Origin of the sequence: Rothia sp. 27098_8_161 (assembly GCF_041432905.1) — a bacterium.
Lineage (GTDB): Bacteria > Actinomycetota > Actinomycetes > Actinomycetales > Micrococcaceae > Rothia.
Map to the genome: position 1 here is coordinate 21,708 of NZ_JAPWAL010000013.1, position 16,269 is coordinate 37,976.

Below are 16,269 nucleotides of genomic sequence, written 5' to 3' on the forward strand. Positions count from 1 at the left end.
ACCGGTGCTGCAACCCAGTTTCACGGTGAAGAGTCAATAGGTCTCTTCGTGAAACTGAGCCGCGTACCGTTCAGTGGTGTTAGTTGCTGAACTGCTTGAGGGTTGCTGCGGTCTGCAGTGCCGCTGCGGTTGCCTCGTAGCCCTTATCTTCGTTAGAACCTTCCAGGCCTGCACGGTCGAGTGCCTGCTGCTCGTTGTCGCAGGTGAGCACGCCGAAGCCGATGGGGCGGCCGGTCAGCACGGACACGTCGGTCAGGCCGTTGGTTGCGCCCTGGCAGACGTAGTCGAAGTGGGGGGTGCCGCCGCGGATCACCACGCCGAGCGCGACGATTGCGTCAAACTTCTCAGCGAGGCGGGTTGCTGCGACGGGCAGTTCGAAGGTACCGGGAACGCGCACGAGGGTCGGCTCGAGGCCTGCGTCGCGTGCTGCACGCTGCGCACCGTCGATGAGGCCGTCCATGACCTGGGTGTGCCAGCTTGCCGCTACGATTGCGAGCTTGAAGTCCTTGTAGTCTTCGGGGTTGAGGGTGATATCTGCTGCGCCTACGCCGCTCATTGTGTTCTCCTTGTGGGTTGTGGGTTTTTGAAAAGTTTAGTGTGCAGGGGGTTACACGGGCTATCTGCAGGGTTTCTAATCTGTGCGCTATGCGCTTTTGAGCATGTGGCGCATGCGCTCACGCTTGGTCTGCAGGTAGTGTGCGTTCTCGACTCGAGCGGGAATTTCGTCCGGGATGAGTTCGGTAACCTGCAGCCCGAGGCTTTCGAGCGCCTCCCGCTTGGCGGGGTTGTTGGTCACGAGCCTCAGCTCGTTCACACCGAGTTCCTGCAGGATCAGTGCCGCCTGCGAGTAGTCTCGCATGTCGCCGTCCAGGCCGAGCACCAGGTTCGCGTCGAGGGTGTCGAGTCCGGCATCCTGCAGCGCGTAGGCACGGAGCTTGTTGACCAGGCCGATGCCGCGTCCTTCGTGGTTGCGCACGTAGATGAGGTACCCGCCGGTGCGGTTGAGGATGCGCAGGCCGTTCTCCAGCTGGGGGCCGCAATCGCATCGGAAGGAACCGAAAATGTCACCGGTGGCGCATTCAGAATGGACACGTACTGCGGGCGCTCCCCCATCCTCGGCAGGTACGGGGGCACCATCAGGGTCGAGGGCACGGGCACTGAGGTGCTCGGCACCATCTGCAAATCGCCAGGCGCGCAAACCGAACAGACCCTGGGGGGTGGGTACGGCGACCTCTTCGGTGCTTTCGACCAGCAGCGGGCTGGGGCTGGGCACCATGTCGAGGGGGCTGACTCGATAGCCTTCAGCGAGCTGGGAGGCGATGCTCAGGGATTTGGCGCTGAGCTCTTCAGCCTGCGCCTCAACCGGCTCGACCAGGATGACCGGACCTGCCAAGGTACCCGCTACGGAGGTGCCCGGCGTTGCCTGGGTGTTAGGGTTTTCGCTCATGCGTTCTCCTACGCTTTATCTACGTACTTGATGAGGTCTTCGATAGAGATCATGGGTAGGTTATGTTCGGTGGCGAAGGCGCGCAGGGCGTCGAAACGCATCATGGAACCGTCGTCGTGCACGACCTCGGCGATAACACCCACACCGGACAGGCCCGCCGCGCGGGAGAGTTCCACTGCGGCTTCAGTGTGGCCGGGACGCTCCGCCACGCCGCCGTCAACGGCGCGCAGCGGGAAGATGTGGCCCGGGCGGGTGATGTCAGCCGGGGTGGAGGAAGTATCCGCGAGGATCTGCACGGTGCGTGCGCGATCTGCCGCGGAGATGCCGGTGCTCACGCCGGATGCCGCATCGCAAGAGACGGTGTATGCGGTGCCCTTGGGGTCCTCGTTGTTGGCAACCATGGGCGGCAGGTTCATCTCGTCGGCACGCTTATTGCTCAGGGGCGCGCAGACCACGCCGGAGGTGTAGCGGATCATGAAGCCCATCAGCTCGGGGGTTGCGTGCTCGGCAGCGAAGATGATATCGCCTTCGTTTTCGCGGTCTTCATCGTCGACGACGACTACGGCGCGACCTGCGGCGATAGCGTCCACTGCGGTCTGCACGCTGTCAAGGACGGTTGCGGCGTCGGCGCGGCGCGGCGCAACCTGCTCACCGGAGTGTGCAGGGCCGGTCTGCGGTACGCCAGCGAACGCGGTCAGACGTTGCACGTACTTAGCGAGCGCATCGGTCTCAAGGTTCACGCTGTCGCCGACCTTGAGAGCGCCGAGGTTGGTTGCCTTCAGAGTTTCGGGAATCAGGCCAACCTCGAACCACGCGGGGGTTTCGCCGGGCTCAGATACTGCGGTGACGGTCAGAGACACTCCAGAAACAGCGATGGATCCCTTCTCAGCGAGCAGGGGTGCCAGGTCGGCGGGCAAGTTGAAGCGCAGGGTACTCCATGCCTCGTGCGCAGTAACGGATGCGAGGGTGCCCACCGCATCCACGTGACCCTGCACGACGTGACCGTCGAAGCGGCCACCGGCGGGCAGGCAGCGCTCCAGGTTGACGGTGTCACCCGGGTTCAGGTTGCCGAGGTTGGTGCGGCGCAGCGTCTCGCCCATGGCGTAGGCGCGGAACTGGCCGGGCTGTAGCTGGTCGAGGTCGATAGCGGTGAGGCATACACCGTTGACGGCGAGGGATCCGCCGTGTTCGAGGTCGGCGACGACATCTCCGGCGTTGAGGGTCAGGTAGGCTGCGTCGCTACCTTCGATGGGAGTGATGGATTCTACGGTGCCGAGGGCGCCAATGATTCCGGTAAACATGTGTGCTTTCCTTTTCTCGCCGTGTCCGCCGGGGCGTCGTCGTTGAGGGCGACGGGCGGCGATGGTTTGTTCGTCGGTATAACTATACGTATTTTTCGAATATTCCCCGTGACGGGGAGGTTTTGTGCCAGCATGCGAACCAGCCGGTATGAATCAGCTGGCATGAACTAGCCAGCGCCAACTATTCGGGCGCAGGCGGAGGTTCTCCTTGAGGTACTACTCCCCCGCCCGCGCTCAACCCAGGCGGATGCTAGTCCAGCCGCGACTAGTCCAGCCTCGGTTCGGGCGCGTGGCAGGCATCCAGCTTCGCCGGGGTGCGCCGCTACCCGGAGTCCTGCGCAGTTCCGCGAGGTGCCGGCACCAGGTGCGTTGCGGTGTCATTGCCGAGCACGCGCACCGCCGGGAACATGCCCAGGTCATCCAGCTTCATGCGCAGTGCCTGCGCCAGGGTGTCCACGAACAGACGGTACACGGCGCTCTTACCTTGCCCCATGATCATGGGAGCGCGGTACCAGACCATCTCGTCGATGAGGTCTTCACCGGCGAAGAGGCCGACCATGCCGGGGCCGCCCTCAATCATGAGGTGCCGTACCCCGCGGGCGTACAGCTCGTCGAGCAGTTCGCGAGGATCGTGGGTGAAGACCTGCAGGAAGTTCTGCGGGTCCGCCTCCACGCCTTCGGGCGGGTTGAGACCGCGCACACGGTAGTTCTCGGCAATCTCGGTCTTGCCCATAACCACGCGCAGCGGCTGCTTCTTGAAGCGTTCCCCGTTGGCGTCGCGCGCATCCAGGGTCGGGTCGTCCATGAGAGTTGTTCGGGTGCCGATCATAACGGCGTCGGAGCGGTGACGAATCAGATGCCCATCAATGCGCGCTGCGGGGCCGGTAATCCACTTGCTCGTGCCGTCAGCTGCCGCAATAAACCCATCCAGGGTGGAGGCGCTCTTTGCGGTGATGAAAGGGCGGCGTTCGGCGGCGGCAATAAACCAGCGCTCATTCAGCAGGTAGGATGCGTTCGCGAATTCCTCCATGGCGTGCACGGTGACGCCCTGCGAGCGCAGGTAGGCGGCGCCTCCCGCTGCATTTTCGGTGTCGTCGCTGTAGGCGTAGTAGAGTTCGCTGATACCCGCCTCGGCGACGGCGTGGGAGCAGGGGCCGGTGCGTCCGGTATGGTTGCAGGGCTCGAGACTCACGTACATGCGGGCGCCGGTAAGGTCAGTTCCCGCAGCACGGGCGGCGGCGAGAGCGTCGGCTTCGGCGTGCGGGGTGCCTGCACCTCGGTGGTAGCCCACGTGCAGCACGTGCCCGTGCGCGTCGGTGATAACGGCGCCGACAAGCGGGTTCGCGCCGCGGATACCCTGGCGTGCCGCCTGCAGTGCCAGGGTCATAGCTTCTGCGTGGCTGAGAGTCTGCTCGGGGCCGGGCAGCTGGAGAGTGCGTGCGGCGGCCAGCCCGGCAAGGTGCCCGTACTCCGCGGCGGAGTAGTCCAAATCGTTGTGCGGCAAAGATACACTCGGGGCAACAGTTGCGGGCTGGTGTGCGCTCGCCAGCACCTGCAGCGAGGGGTTCTGCGACATCTTAAGCACGACCCTTCTGTACATCGGTTACCTCAACGGCCACGTCGGGGAACTGGGTCTGCACCTGAGTCTTCTGCGCCTCCAGGTTGCGGGTGCGCCACCAGACGAAGAAGCCAATCAGGGTGAAGCATCCGTAGAACACGTACATGAAGGAGGTTGCGTAGTAGCCTGCGTTCCACAGTAGCGGCACACCGACCAGGTCAACGGCAACCCAGATGAGCCAGAATTCAACCCAACCGCGCGCCATACCGTAAGTGGCGAGCAGTGAGCCGGTGAAGATCCAGGCGTCGGACCAGACCGGTTCGTAGGAGCCGAGGGCGCGGAAGATGGGGGTGAGCAGCAGAGTACCTGCAACCATAGCGACGACCAGGCCTGTGCGTTCGGTGTTGGTAGCCCACTTGGGGATTACCGCGACACCTTCGGAGGCGTCACCGCCGGAGGCGCGGGTTACGCGCCAGCGGTGCCAGCCCCAGATGGACACGGCAATAAACATGACCTGTCGGCCTGCCTGGCCGAGCATGGTCACGGGGTGCGGGCTGCCGACGAGGGCGCCCAGGAAGACGGTGAGGAGCAGTAGGTTGCCGAGAATGCCGACGGGCCACGCCCATACTTTGCGTCGCATGCCACCGAGCGCCGATGCCAAGCCGAATGCGTTTCCGAGAACTTCGCGCACGAGGAGAGACTGGTCCCCCACGTGAATTTGTGCGTCGAAGAGCCACCGCACAATGTCCATTGTTTCTTTCCTCTCTGAGTTGGACCGTGTGTCGGATGCGCTGTGTGCGCATCTGCGGCGGCTCCGGGGAGAGGAACAGAAAAAGGCGCGGCTAACGCGGGCTTCTTAGGGAGTGCCCGGTATCCGTGCTGAGGCGTGAGCGGCGAATCAGCCTACCATGGCTGAAATCAGTGACTGCGGTCGAGGGGAATAATGTACCGGCACCTACGAAAGGTGCCTCTCCCCCGTCATACAGAAAACCGCTGTGCCCTTGGGCAACGGTTTTCTCAAGTATTTTTCTCGAGCAACAGTTTTCTCAAATAACTGCTTCGGTGCACCCTACACGCTACCTCGAGGTTTCTCGGGAGGCTCGGCGGAGTGCGCTCCTGCCTTTTTCTGCTCGTGCTACCTTCCATCCAGACTGTACTGTCGGCACCGGATTTTCACCGGTTCGGCCTCTCTTGCAAGCGGGCGTCTCTAGCGGAGTCTTGGCGTCCTGCCCGGATGCGAAGATTCGTATGATTCTTTGCCTGCCTGCGAGAGTGGTTCGCGGGCTGTGACCGCCGGTTCGGAATTTCACCGACCCCGGAGCACGATGTTGATACTGATTATGCCACAGCGCACGCCGGGGTTTTAATTTGTTTTCTCTGGGATAACTTCCGTGACAAGATGACGTTTTGTGACCACGTTCCGAGTACGTTTTCAAGACCCATCAGCTTGCTTCTATCGACAGTCACCTGTGGAGTCATTTAGGAGTTCTGTTCTTCAACTTTTCGGGGATGATTTATCACGGTTTCATAACGGTGGAGAGTGCTAAACAGGCCAAGGAGTTACAGCGGTTTCCAGCGGATTACCCAGAGCATATTGAACACCCATCACTACCTTTACGACAAGGAATTATAAAATAAGGTTAAATTATTGGTTTAAGGATTAGTTCAGGGGTGGTTTAAGGTTATTCTTATCTACAGGAGCGCCCATCACCGATAAACCGGTTCCGTTGGGAACGACATGATTCGGACCATCCGAGCACTCACATCAAACCCTTAAGCTTCTGCCATTTGAAGCTAGAAAAGCGGAACCGGCAGGGGAGCTCTTCCGATAAACTTCCAGAAGAACGCACAGCGTCCACCTTTCTATGGGGCTCTGTGTGTGTCAACCGGTCATAAACTCCCATTCTTCTGTCGTCGCCTACCGCGGTGCGCGATGGGAGTTACGGGAACCTTACGGGATGGTTGATCCCGTGCGCTCTGCATTGTCTTGTGGAGTGTGGTGTGTTTGGGTGGCGTATTCGCAGTACAGGAGCGAATACGCCACCCGTTTATAACGTGTAAAACCCTGCCTACCCACACTCAGGAGAGCTGCACACGAAACTCAGCCCCACACCGACCTCATATGCCCCGGACTGAGGCAAACTACCCCGAGAAGCTACCCCTTTATATCTTTCCCCGAGGAGCAGGCGACCTAGAGTGTGTACCGGACACGCGAGGTGGGGGCACTCCCCCGCGAGCGGTGTACGGTATAACTTCTCAAACAACTAACCCGCAGGTAAAACTTCATACGAAAACAGGGGCGCCTACGATAGACATCTATCGCAGGCGCCCCTGTTTATTGCCAAGCCTCCAGAGGGTGCCTCTCGGGAATGCGACGGGACTCCATCCTCAAGGCGGCTGGGTTATTGATGATTAGGGACGCCGCAGAGAGGGCACTCCCCCGCTAGCATTTCCGACGTGCCCTTTCTATGAGGCTGTCGAAGAGTTTTAGCCCTCTACTGAGCGGAACGCTACAACAGCATTGTGACCGCCGAAACCGAAGGAGTTCGACAGTGCCACGATGTCGCCGGCGGGTAGCTCGCGAGCCTCGGTCACCACATCCAGGTCAATCTGGGGGTCCTTGTTGTCCAGGTTGATGGTGCAGGGTGCGATGCGGTGGTGCAGAGCCAGGACGGTCAGCACAGCCTCAAGGGCACCCGCACCGCCGAGCAGGTGGCCGGTCATGGACTTGGTTGCGGAGACGGCGATGTTCTTGGTGTGCTCGCCGAAGGTTTCGTGCATTGCGGTTGCTTCAGGCAGGTCACCGGCAGGGGTACTGGTGGCGTGCGCGTTGATGTGCACGACGGTCTTCGGGTCAATGTTGCCATCTTCGAGGGCTTCACGCAGTGCGCGGGTTGCGCCGAGTGCTGCGGGGTCCGGTGCGGTGATGTGGTAGGAGTCGGCGGATACGCCGGTGCCTGCTAGTTCCGCGTAGACGCGTGCGCCGCGTGCCTTGGCATGCTCTTCAGATTCGAGGATGAGTGCTGCTGCACCTTCACCCATGACGAAGCCATCGCGGTCAACGTCGTAGGGGCGGGATGCCTTTTCGGGTTCGTTGTTGCGGGAGGAGAGTGCCTGCATCTTGGCGAATGCTGCCATGGGTAGCGGGTGGATAGCTGCTTCAGCGCCACCAACGATGACCACGTCAGCCTTGCCGCTACGAATCATTTCGGCACCCAGCTGCATGGCCTCGGTGGAGGATGCACATGCGGAGACGACGGTCTGCGCTGCGGCACGTGCCTTGAGGTTCATGGAGACTGCTGCTGCGTTACCGTTGGGCATGAGCATCGGAACAGTCATGGGTAGGACGCGGCGGGGACCCTTCTCACGGAGGGTGTCCCATGCGTCGAGGAGGGTCCACACGCCACCAATGCCGGTGCCGAAGGCTACGCCGGTGCGCTCGGGGTCAACTTCTTCTGCAGAGTCGGCGTCGGGGCCGGTGAAGCCTGCGTCTTCCCATGCTTCGCGTGCGGCGATGAGGGCGAGCTGACCCGAGGGATCCAGGCGCTTTGCTTCTACCTTGGTGAGGCGGCCGGATTCGAGGGCGGGCACGGCGAGCTGGCCTGCAATGTATACGGGCAGGTCGTATTCCTTGACCCAGGGGTAATCAAGGGTAGATACACCAGATACGCCCTTGGTTGCGTTTTCCCAGGTGGTGGGGACGTCGCCGCCAATGGGGGTGGTCGCGCCGAGGCCGGTCACCAGCACTTTTCGAGACATTGTGGCACTTTCTCTTCGGTGGTCGATTTGGTGGTTTATCCGGTGGTGTGTGGATAAAAACCTGTAGGTCCCGGGGGGTATACGTGTGTGTTCCGCGTGGGGTCCGCACTGCGGGTTCCTCGCTGTATTCCCGGGGTGTATTGGGTTAGTTGGGTAAACAGCGATGCGGCGCGGGCCGGTGAGAGCCCGCGCCGCATCGTTATTGGTGATAGCTTAGGCAGCGTTCGCGATGAACTCGACTGCGTCGCCAACGGTCTTGAGGTTCTTGACCTCTTCGTCCGGGATGGTCACCTCGAACTTCTCCTCAGCGTTCACGACGATGGTCATCATCGAGATGGAGTCGATGTCCAGGTCCTCGGTGAAGGACTTGTCTAGCTGAACGTCCTCAACCTCAACGCCGGTCTCTTCGTTAACGATTTCTGCCAGACCTGCGAGGATCTCTTCCTTGTTAGCCATTCAGGGGCTCCTTTGTTGTTCGATGGTCATCGCACCCGCCGGGTGGGGGTACGTGTGCATTACCGAGTTTATCGTGTCTACGTGGTGTACGCATGCGGCAACTCGGAGTTTAGGGGATGCTTTCCCGCTTTATTTTCTTTCTCGTACACCGGCGTGGTGCCGGTTATGAGGGGCGGTGAGCATCGGGCTCTTGTGGTTTTCCTTAGGGAAGGACGACTACCTGAGCTGCGAATGCCAGGCCGGCACCGAAGCCAATCTGCAGGGCGAACTTGCCGGAGAGTTCCGGGTTCTCCTTAAGCAGGCGGTGTGCGGCGAGGGGAACCGATGCGGCGGAGGTGTTACCAGCATCAACGATATCGCGTGCCACTGCCACCGTGTCGGGAAGCTTGAGGGTCTTGACCATCTGGTCAATGATGCGGGCGTTTGCCTGGTGCGGGATGAGCGCGCCAAGCTCGTCGGGGGTGATGCCGGCGGTTTCGAGTGCCTGCTTGGCGACCTTTGCCATTTCCCATACTGCCCAGCGGAAGACGGAGGGGCCGTCCTGGCGCAGGGTGGGCCAGATCTTTTCGCCTTCCTGCACGGGGTTTGCTACGAAGTCGCGGTTGCGAATGTCTAGCATCGAGCGGTCCATGCCAACGGTGCCCCAGCGGGAGCCGTCCGAACCCCATACAGTGGGAGCGATACCGGGTTCGTCGGAAACGCCCACGACTGCTGCGCCTGCGCCGTCGCCGAGCAGGAAGGAGATGGTGCGTTCGGTGTTGTCAATGAAGTCGGAGAGCTTCTCAACGCCGATGACCAGCACGTGCTTTGCGGTGCCTGCGCGGACGAGGGCGTCTGCCTGGGCGATGCCGTAGCAGAAACCTGCACACGCTGCGGAGATATCGTATGCGGGGCACTTGGAGCCGATTGCATCGGCGACCAGGGTTGCCAGGGAGGGGGTTGCGTAGGGGTGCGAGATGGTCGAGATGATGACCGCCTCAATGTCCTCACCGGCTACACCGGATGCCGCCAGGGCGTCCTTGGCGGCACCGATGGCGAGGTCAGTTACGGACTGGTTTTTGCTGGCGCGGTGGCGAGTTGCGATACCAGTGCGCTGCTTTATCCACTCGTCGGAGGAGTCGATTGCCTCAACGATGTCATCGTTGGGGACGATGACCTCACCGCGGGCTGCGCCGTAACCGAGGATGCGGGAGTAGCGGTTGATTTCGTACTGCTTGAGGGTAGTCACGTATTCAATCCTTAGTGCTGATGCTCGCAAGGCACTGTGTGCCTCGCATGTCTAAAGTGCATGTCTAGTGTGAAGGGTTCCTAGCGCAGGGAGAGCTGGGTTCTCTCCTCTGGCGTTTAGCCCTTCAGTGAGGCGAGGTCCTCGGGAGCGTTGATGGAGGTGCCGGGCACGCCACGCATCGCGCGCTTTGCCAGGCCGACCAGAGTGCCTGCGGGGGCGATCTCGATAATGCTGGTGACTTCACGTTCAACCAGGGTTGCCATGCACAAATCCCAGCGCACGGGGCTGGTCACCTGGGAGACGAGGGTCTTGACGAACTCTTCACCGGATGCCACTGCGGAACCATCGCGGTTGGTCAGCAGCGCGGAGGTCGGGTCGGATACCTGCAGGGCTACGGCGAACTCTTCCAGTGCGGGCACGGCGGGTGCCATTGCCTCGGTGTGGAATGCGCCAGCGACCTTCAGAGGGATGACGCGTGCGCGTGCGGGCGGGTTCGCGGCGAATGCTTCAATGGCGGGGATGGGGCCTGCGGCTACGATCTGGCCGCCGCCGTTGGAGTTTGCTGCGACGAGGCCTGCTGCGTCGATGGCTTCGCGGACGTTTTCTTCAACGCCTCCGAGTACTGCAGCCATGCCGGTCGGGGAGGCGGCTGCCGCCTCCGCCATGCCGTTGGCGCGCACGCGCACGAAACGCATTGCGTCTTCGTCGCTGAGTACGCCTGCAAGTGCCGCTGCTGTGATTTCGCCGACGGAGTGGCCCGCGAAGATGAGCTCTTCACCGTCCAGTTCGTGCAGTGCGAGACGACCGGTGACGATGCCTGCAGCCACGATGAGGGGCTGGGCGATTGCGGTGTCCTTGATGGTTTCTTCTTCGGCTTCAGTGCCGTAGTGAATTAGGTCGATGCCTGCCGCTTCGGAGAGTCGTTCCAGGTGCTCACGCACACCTTCAATCTCGAGCCAGGGGCTCAGGAAGCCTTTCTTCTGAGAACCCTGTCCGGGGCAAACGAGTGCGCGCATGCGGTGCGACCTTTCTAGTTTTTAATACTCGTACGCGGTGCCTCCGTAGAGACGGATACCACGGTTAGTCTGTTACCTATGCTACCTTGTTCAGCGGCTTTGCATAAACATCGCTGTGCAGAAAGTTTAGGGTGCACAGGATATCCAGATAGACATTGAACAGTGTATAGCTTAGATTGAATTCACCCATTCGTACAACCCGCACGGGCAAGATTCAAATAGAGAGACAGCTAACTTTCGGGTTCCACCCCTATGCTCGCGGATGCGCCCGAGCATACGTCTCCGCCAGACGCTTCATCGACACGTGCGTGTAAATCTGCGTGGTCGCCAACGACGAATGCCCCAATAGCTCCTGCACCGAACGAATATCGGCACCACCATCAACCAGATGAGTCGCCGCCGAATGACGCAAAACGTGCGCACCCGAGGCGGTTGTGTTCTCCACCGTGCGCAGCAAGCGGGTCAGATCCTCACGAATCTGACGGGCATTCGCACGCCCACCCCGAGGACCAATAAACAGAGCCGTCACGCCCTGAGCGCCCTCCGGAATCCACTGCGGACGACCATACGAAACCCAACGATTCAACGCCTTGAGCGCCGGGGTACCCAACGGCACCACTCGCTCCTTATTGCCCTTACCCAGCACGCGCACCGTCTTATTTGCCCGGTCCACACTTTGCAAATCCAGGCCGGTCAGCTCAGAGATACGCATGCCCGAGGCGTACAGCACCTCAACCACAGCTTCCAGGCGCAGCAGGCGCGCATCACGAGGATCCTGCACCCGGCGCTTCTGCAGAGTAGTCAGTAACTGGTTCATCTGCTCCTGGCTCAGCACCGGCGGCAGGTGATTCTCCCGCTTGGGGGTGCGCATACCGCGCGTGGGATTGGCGTGCACCAGTTCCTCATCCTGAGCCCAGGTGAAGAACGTACGCAGGGTCGAGCCGCGGCGAGCCACCGTAGAACGAGCCGCCTGCCGCAGATGTAGCGAACCCAACCACTCACGAATCAGGGACGCATCAATACTCTCCAGATGCCGCACACCGCGGCGCGCCATATAACCGAAAAAGCCCTCCAAATCCGAAATATAGGAACGAATCGTCTCTTCAGAACGGTGCTTCTCATAACGCAGAAAACGCTCAAAACGGTCCAGGGCGGGGCGGAATACTTCGCCAGAAACACCCAGCGCTGATTCAGGTAAGGCGGAGCCGGGCAGGGCTGAATCCAGGCGTTCACCGTGCCTCTGTGGGTTATCTGCGGCGAGGCTGCGGGTATAGGTCACCGGCAGGGTCGCAGAGGGAGCATCATCCCGGTTCTCGTCCCGGTATTCTTCCGGGTTCTCGTTCCGGTTTTCAGCCCAGTTTTCGTGCTGGCGGGCGGGGGTCATGCGTCCCTCCTTTCGTGGTTCCGGCTCCTGGGTCTAGCGGTATTGATGCTTCTCGACGTTGTATTTCTATTCCCCACGCATCTGCCGATAGGGCGGCGGGGTAGGCTCCGCACCAGTACGCGCAGGCCTACCCCAATTGTAGAGAGGTTCAGTCTCCTCTACATGCCGCCCTGTCATGACCGGCTCTCACAACCCGCTACTGCCTCAGGTGTTCAGTAGGGGTGTTCAGGGGCTCTTCTACGCTGCAACAGCCGGGCGGACCTTTCTCCAGCTTGTTCCGCTACTCTCCGCTAGGCCGCAGCGCTCCAGGTGGAACAGATCAGCCATCACGTCGCGAGCACTCAACCCAAGGGCTGCGGCAATCTCGTCCACGCCACGGTAGGAGCGCGGGCTCAAGTCATCCCAGACCCTGCTCTGCCGTTCGGTCAGCTCATCCAGCGTGCTAGAGGAGGCAGCCTGATCCCACTCGCTCTCGTGCTCGGTGCCCAGCTCGAAACCCGCGGCGGCATCGTATTCGAGAATGTCGGCGGCCTCGGTAAGTGTTTGCGCTAGTCCATCACGTAGCAGACGGTTCGTGCCCACCGAATTCGGCGAGTTAATCTGGCCCGGAACCGCCCAGAGAGTACGCCCAATCTCCATTGCGTGACGAGCCGTATTCAGCGCACCGGAACGCCAACGTGCCTCCACCACAATGGTATGCCGCGCTAACGCCGCAATCAGTCGGTTACGCTCCAGAAAACGCCACCGCGTGGGGGTATTACCCACACTTACCTCGCTCATGATGAGCCCTCGGTCAATAATCATGTTCAGCGCATCCGAGTTCTGCGCCGGGTACAGCCGGTCCAACCCACCCGCCATGAAAGCGATGGTCGGCAGGTCGCTACCCTGCTGGGTCAGCGCCGCCCGATGCGCCGCAATATCAATACCCATCGCACCGCCAGAAATCACCGTGTACCCGTGGCGTGCCAGCTCAGCAGTGAGGTGGGTAGTCGCCTCCGTACCGTAGATGCTCGGGTCACGCGAACCGACCAGCGCCACGCTCGGGGTAGAGGCCAAATCCAGCAGGTGCCGCGAATCGCCTCGGCACCACAGCCCGTATGGTCGAGCAGGCCCCAAATCGTTCAGCTGCGGCGGCCACAGCGGATCAGCAGGAGTGACCAGCCACGCCCCGCAGGTTGCCGCCATATGCGCCTCCGCGTACAGGGTGCGTTCCATGCGGCGGTTCCAGCGCAGGCGGCGGGTCGCGAGCAACTTGCCGAACTTATCGCGGCTCATCTGATGCTCACCCGGCGTGTAGTAGCCATTCGCGCTGGAGAACAGGGCGGACTCCCCTGCCGCAGGCGCACCCACCGAGTGCAGAAATTCACTGAGCTGTTCGTCCGGTTCGCCGTTCTCCCAGGTGTACTCATCCGGGATATGCCCGGTCAACAGGTAGTGCAGGGTCAGCGGCGCACCCAGGCTGGCGAGGGATTCGACCACGAGCTCATCGGCGGGCTCCGCGTAGCGCATCAGTTGAGCGGTGCAGCAGCGGATGTACTCACGACACGCCGCCTCAAGCTCCGGCGCGCTGAGGGCGGGATTGAACAGGGGCTCAGGAGTGAACAGATGTACAGGATCAGAGCCGCTGGAGGCTGTGCCCACCGCCGGTTCGGGGCGCTCGCTCTGTAGCCCCTCACCCTGTAGCTCCTCTCCCGGCTGTTCCTCCCGGCTCAGTTTCTGCTGATTCATCTCTTCCAGATACACCGGGTTCAGGCAGGAGGCGAGGAATCCCGGCAACCGCGCCCCGTTGTATGGGCTCGGCGAAGGCTCCTGCCCCAGCGACAGGATATGAGCCGCCCTCTCACGCACCAGGGCGTGCACATCCAGAGTGCGACTGGGCAGGCGGATTTGCAGTACCTCCTGTACAAAATCCTCAGCCGCGCTCTCTTCTGGCGCTTGCTCTTCCAGTGCTGTTTCTCTCAGCCCATAATCTTTCAATTCGGTATCTTCAACTCGTTTTCTCAGTTTCTTCTCACTCATGACGTTCTTCTCCTCTCGTGGGTGATTCCTTCTATAAACCAGCACGCTATGTCAACTGTCTCTATTTCAGCTGCCCCTGCTGCCGCAGGAAAAGCGCCACATCCAGATGCTCCCGGCTCGGGTAGGCGGCACCTTCCAAATCAGCGAGGGTCCAGGCGATACGCAACACCCGGTCATAGCCGCGAGCCGTCAGCGTTCCTCGATCCACGGCGGCGTTCAGCTCGCCGGTGAGCTTCGCATCCAGACGCAGCGGACCTCGCAAAATTTTGCCGTTCATCTCCGCATTCGTTTTCAACCCGTACGGTTCCAGGCGCTCCCGCTGAGCCTGCCTCGCCGCCATAACGCGCTCGCGAATCTGCGCCGAGCTCTCATTCACCTGACCGCCCGCAAGCTCCGTGGACGACACCTTCGGAACCGTCACATTCACGTCAATACGGTCCACCAGCGGGCCGGACAGCCGCCCAAAATAGGCGCGACGCTCACGCGGAGCACACGTGCACTCCGTACCGGTACCCACGTTCATGCCACAGGGGCACGGGTTCGCCGCCAGAATCAGCTGAAAACGCGCCGGATACGTCGCCGATGCACTCGAACGGTCCAGAGTCACGGTCCCCGACTCCAGGGGTTGACGGAGCGAATCGAGCACCGTGCGTTTAAACTCCGGCGCCTCATCGAGAAAGAGCACGCCGCGGTGCGCTTTAGACACGCAGCCTGGGCGGGGAATGCCGCTGCCGCCACCCAAAATCGCTGGCGCGGAGGCGCTATGATGCGGCGCCTCAAACGGCGGCTGACGCACCAGCTCGCTCAGGTGCTCCCCCGCCGAGCAGAGGGAACGAATCGCGGTCACCTCCATCGCGGCATCGTTGTCGAGGGTCGGCAGGATGCTCGGCAGGCGCTCCGCCAGCATGGTTTTACCCGAACCAGGCGGTCCGGTCAGCAGCATATGGTGACCACCCGCAGCGGCAATTTCCAGGGCGAAACGGCCCTGTGACTGACCGGCGACATCGCTCATATCCGAGGGAATTTCAGCCGGTTTCACTACCGGTACGCTCGCCTCAGTCTGCGGGGCGGGCGGGTAGGTCAGCTTCTGACTCTCCGCGCCGAGAGCGGCAAAAACCTCTGCCAAGCAGCGGAAACCGCTCACCTGCGCGCCGGGGATGAGCGCCGCCTCCTCAGCATTTTCGGCGGGCACAATCACGCGGTGGTGTCCGGCATCCACGGCAGCTTTGACTGCCGGCAGGATGCCCGGCACGGGGCGTAGCGTTCCGTCCAGTCCCAGCTCACCCAAAAAAACGCTATCGCCGCTGGGGTGCAGTTTCTTCTCCGCCTGTAGCGCCGCAACCACAATGGCTAGATCAAACGCAGAGCCGCGCTTGGGTAGGGTCGCCGGGGTCAGGTTCACGGTGAGTCGGTGCTGAGTGAGGGTGATGCCGGTATTCTTCGCGGCGGAGCGTACACGCTCTTTCGACTCGTTAAGGGCGGTATCGGGCAGGCCCAGTAGCACGAAGCCGGGCAGGCCCTGTGAAATATCAGCCTCGACGTCAACAATGTGCCCACGCAAGCCCACGAGCGCCACGGAATAGGTGCGTGCGAATCCCATTACGCCACCGCCTTCAGATGCTCGAAGGTGAAGGTTTCGCAGGATCCAGTCACCGCAATTGCGTCAATGCGAAAGCGCGGAAAATCCAGGTTCTCGCGCAGCCTGCACCAAAGAATCGCCAGCGAGCGCGTGCGGCGCGCCTTATCGCGGTCAATAGACGCGAACGGGTGCCCAAAATCTTCGCTGCTGCGGGTCTTGACCTCAATAAAAACCAGTTCGTCCTCGGGGTCAATGGCGATCAGGTCGAGCTCACCGCGGATTTGTTCGTATTCCAGTCCGGCAGGCGGGCGCCAATTCCTCTCCAGAATCCGGTAGCCATTCGTCTCCAGGATGCGGGCGGTCAGTTCCTCGCCCCATCTACCGACGCTGTGGGCGCGGGGTGGGGTTCGGTGGATTCGGAGTCTGTTGGGTGCGTTTTGGGTTGTGGCGTGGGCTGTTATTCGGGCTGTTGTCATGGGTCTCTCCCGGTAGATAGCGGTAGTGCTTCTACTGTGCCCGCCG

13 protein-coding genes and 1 riboswitch are annotated in these 16,269 nt (G+C 61.4%); all 13 genes read right to left on the reverse strand.

Annotated features, from left to right (window positions below):
• Positions 1-79: 79 nt before the first annotated feature.
• Positions 80-556 (reverse strand): 6,7-dimethyl-8-ribityllumazine synthase, encoded by a 477-nt coding sequence (gene ribH, locus O3648_RS05720; protein ID WP_371569012.1) that lies wholly within the window; start codon positions 554-556, stop codon positions 80-82.
• Positions 557-643: 87 nt separating this feature from the next.
• Positions 644-1,447, reverse strand: coding sequence for a GTP cyclohydrolase II (locus tag O3648_RS05725; RefSeq protein WP_371569014.1), 804 nt, complete (start codon positions 1,445-1,447; stop codon positions 644-646).
• Between the two features lie 8 nt (positions 1,448-1,455).
• On the reverse strand, positions 1,456-2,748 hold the full coding sequence (gene ribB / locus O3648_RS05730; RefSeq protein WP_371569016.1) for a 3,4-dihydroxy-2-butanone-4-phosphate synthase: 1,293 nt from the start codon (positions 2,746-2,748) through the stop codon (positions 1,456-1,458).
• Positions 2,749-3,070: 322 nt separating this feature from the next.
• Positions 3,071-4,324 carry a bifunctional diaminohydroxyphosphoribosylaminopyrimidine deaminase/5-amino-6-(5-phosphoribosylamino)uracil reductase RibD gene (gene ribD / locus O3648_RS05735; protein WP_279755059.1) on the reverse strand — a complete coding sequence of 418 codons (1,254 nt, stop codon included), beginning with the start codon at positions 4,322-4,324 and terminating at the stop codon, positions 3,071-3,073.
• A gap of 1 nt (position 4,325) precedes the next feature.
• Positions 4,326-5,057 (reverse strand): nicotinamide riboside transporter PnuC, encoded by a 732-nt coding sequence (gene pnuC / locus O3648_RS05740; RefSeq protein ID WP_279740670.1) that lies wholly within the window; start codon positions 5,055-5,057, stop codon positions 4,326-4,328.
• Between the two features lie 377 nt (positions 5,058-5,434).
• A riboswitch (FMN riboswitch) is annotated at positions 5,435-5,634 on the reverse strand.
• Positions 5,635-6,793: 1,159 nt separating this feature from the next.
• Complete coding sequence (gene fabF, locus O3648_RS05745; protein ID WP_279740668.1) at positions 6,794-8,065, reverse strand: beta-ketoacyl-ACP synthase II; 1,272 nt, start codon at positions 8,063-8,065, stop codon at positions 6,794-6,796.
• A 213-nt stretch (positions 8,066-8,278) separates the two neighbouring features.
• Positions 8,279-8,521 (reverse strand): acyl carrier protein, encoded by a 243-nt coding sequence (locus O3648_RS05750; RefSeq protein ID WP_005507475.1) that lies wholly within the window; start codon positions 8,519-8,521, stop codon positions 8,279-8,281.
• Between the two features lie 202 nt (positions 8,522-8,723).
• Entirely contained in the window at positions 8,724-9,749 is a 1,026-nt protein-coding gene (locus tag O3648_RS05755) for a beta-ketoacyl-ACP synthase III (RefSeq protein WP_371569021.1), read from the reverse strand.
• 116 nt (positions 9,750-9,865) lie between these two features.
• Positions 9,866-10,765 (reverse strand): ACP S-malonyltransferase, encoded by a 900-nt coding sequence (locus O3648_RS05760; RefSeq protein WP_371569023.1) that lies wholly within the window; start codon positions 10,763-10,765, stop codon positions 9,866-9,868.
• Positions 10,766-11,015: 250 nt separating this feature from the next.
• On the reverse strand, positions 11,016-12,149 hold the full coding sequence (locus tag O3648_RS05765) for a tyrosine recombinase XerC (protein WP_371569026.1): 1,134 nt from the start codon (positions 12,147-12,149) through the stop codon (positions 11,016-11,018).
• A 237-nt stretch (positions 12,150-12,386) separates the two neighbouring features.
• On the reverse strand, positions 12,387-14,168 hold the full coding sequence (gene dprA, locus O3648_RS05770) for a DNA-processing protein DprA (protein WP_371569027.1): 1,782 nt from the start codon (positions 14,166-14,168) through the stop codon (positions 12,387-12,389).
• A 61-nt stretch (positions 14,169-14,229) separates the two neighbouring features.
• A complete protein-coding gene (locus O3648_RS05775) occupies positions 14,230-15,768 on the reverse strand; it encodes a YifB family Mg chelatase-like AAA ATPase (RefSeq protein WP_070686964.1) in 1,539 nt (512 codons plus the stop codon).
• A complete protein-coding gene (locus tag O3648_RS05780) occupies positions 15,768-16,223 on the reverse strand; it encodes a YraN family protein (RefSeq protein WP_279740659.1) in 456 nt (151 codons plus the stop codon). The genes O3648_RS05775 and O3648_RS05780 overlap by 1 nt, the downstream gene beginning before the upstream one ends.
• Between the last annotated feature and the right edge of the window lie 46 nt (positions 16,224-16,269).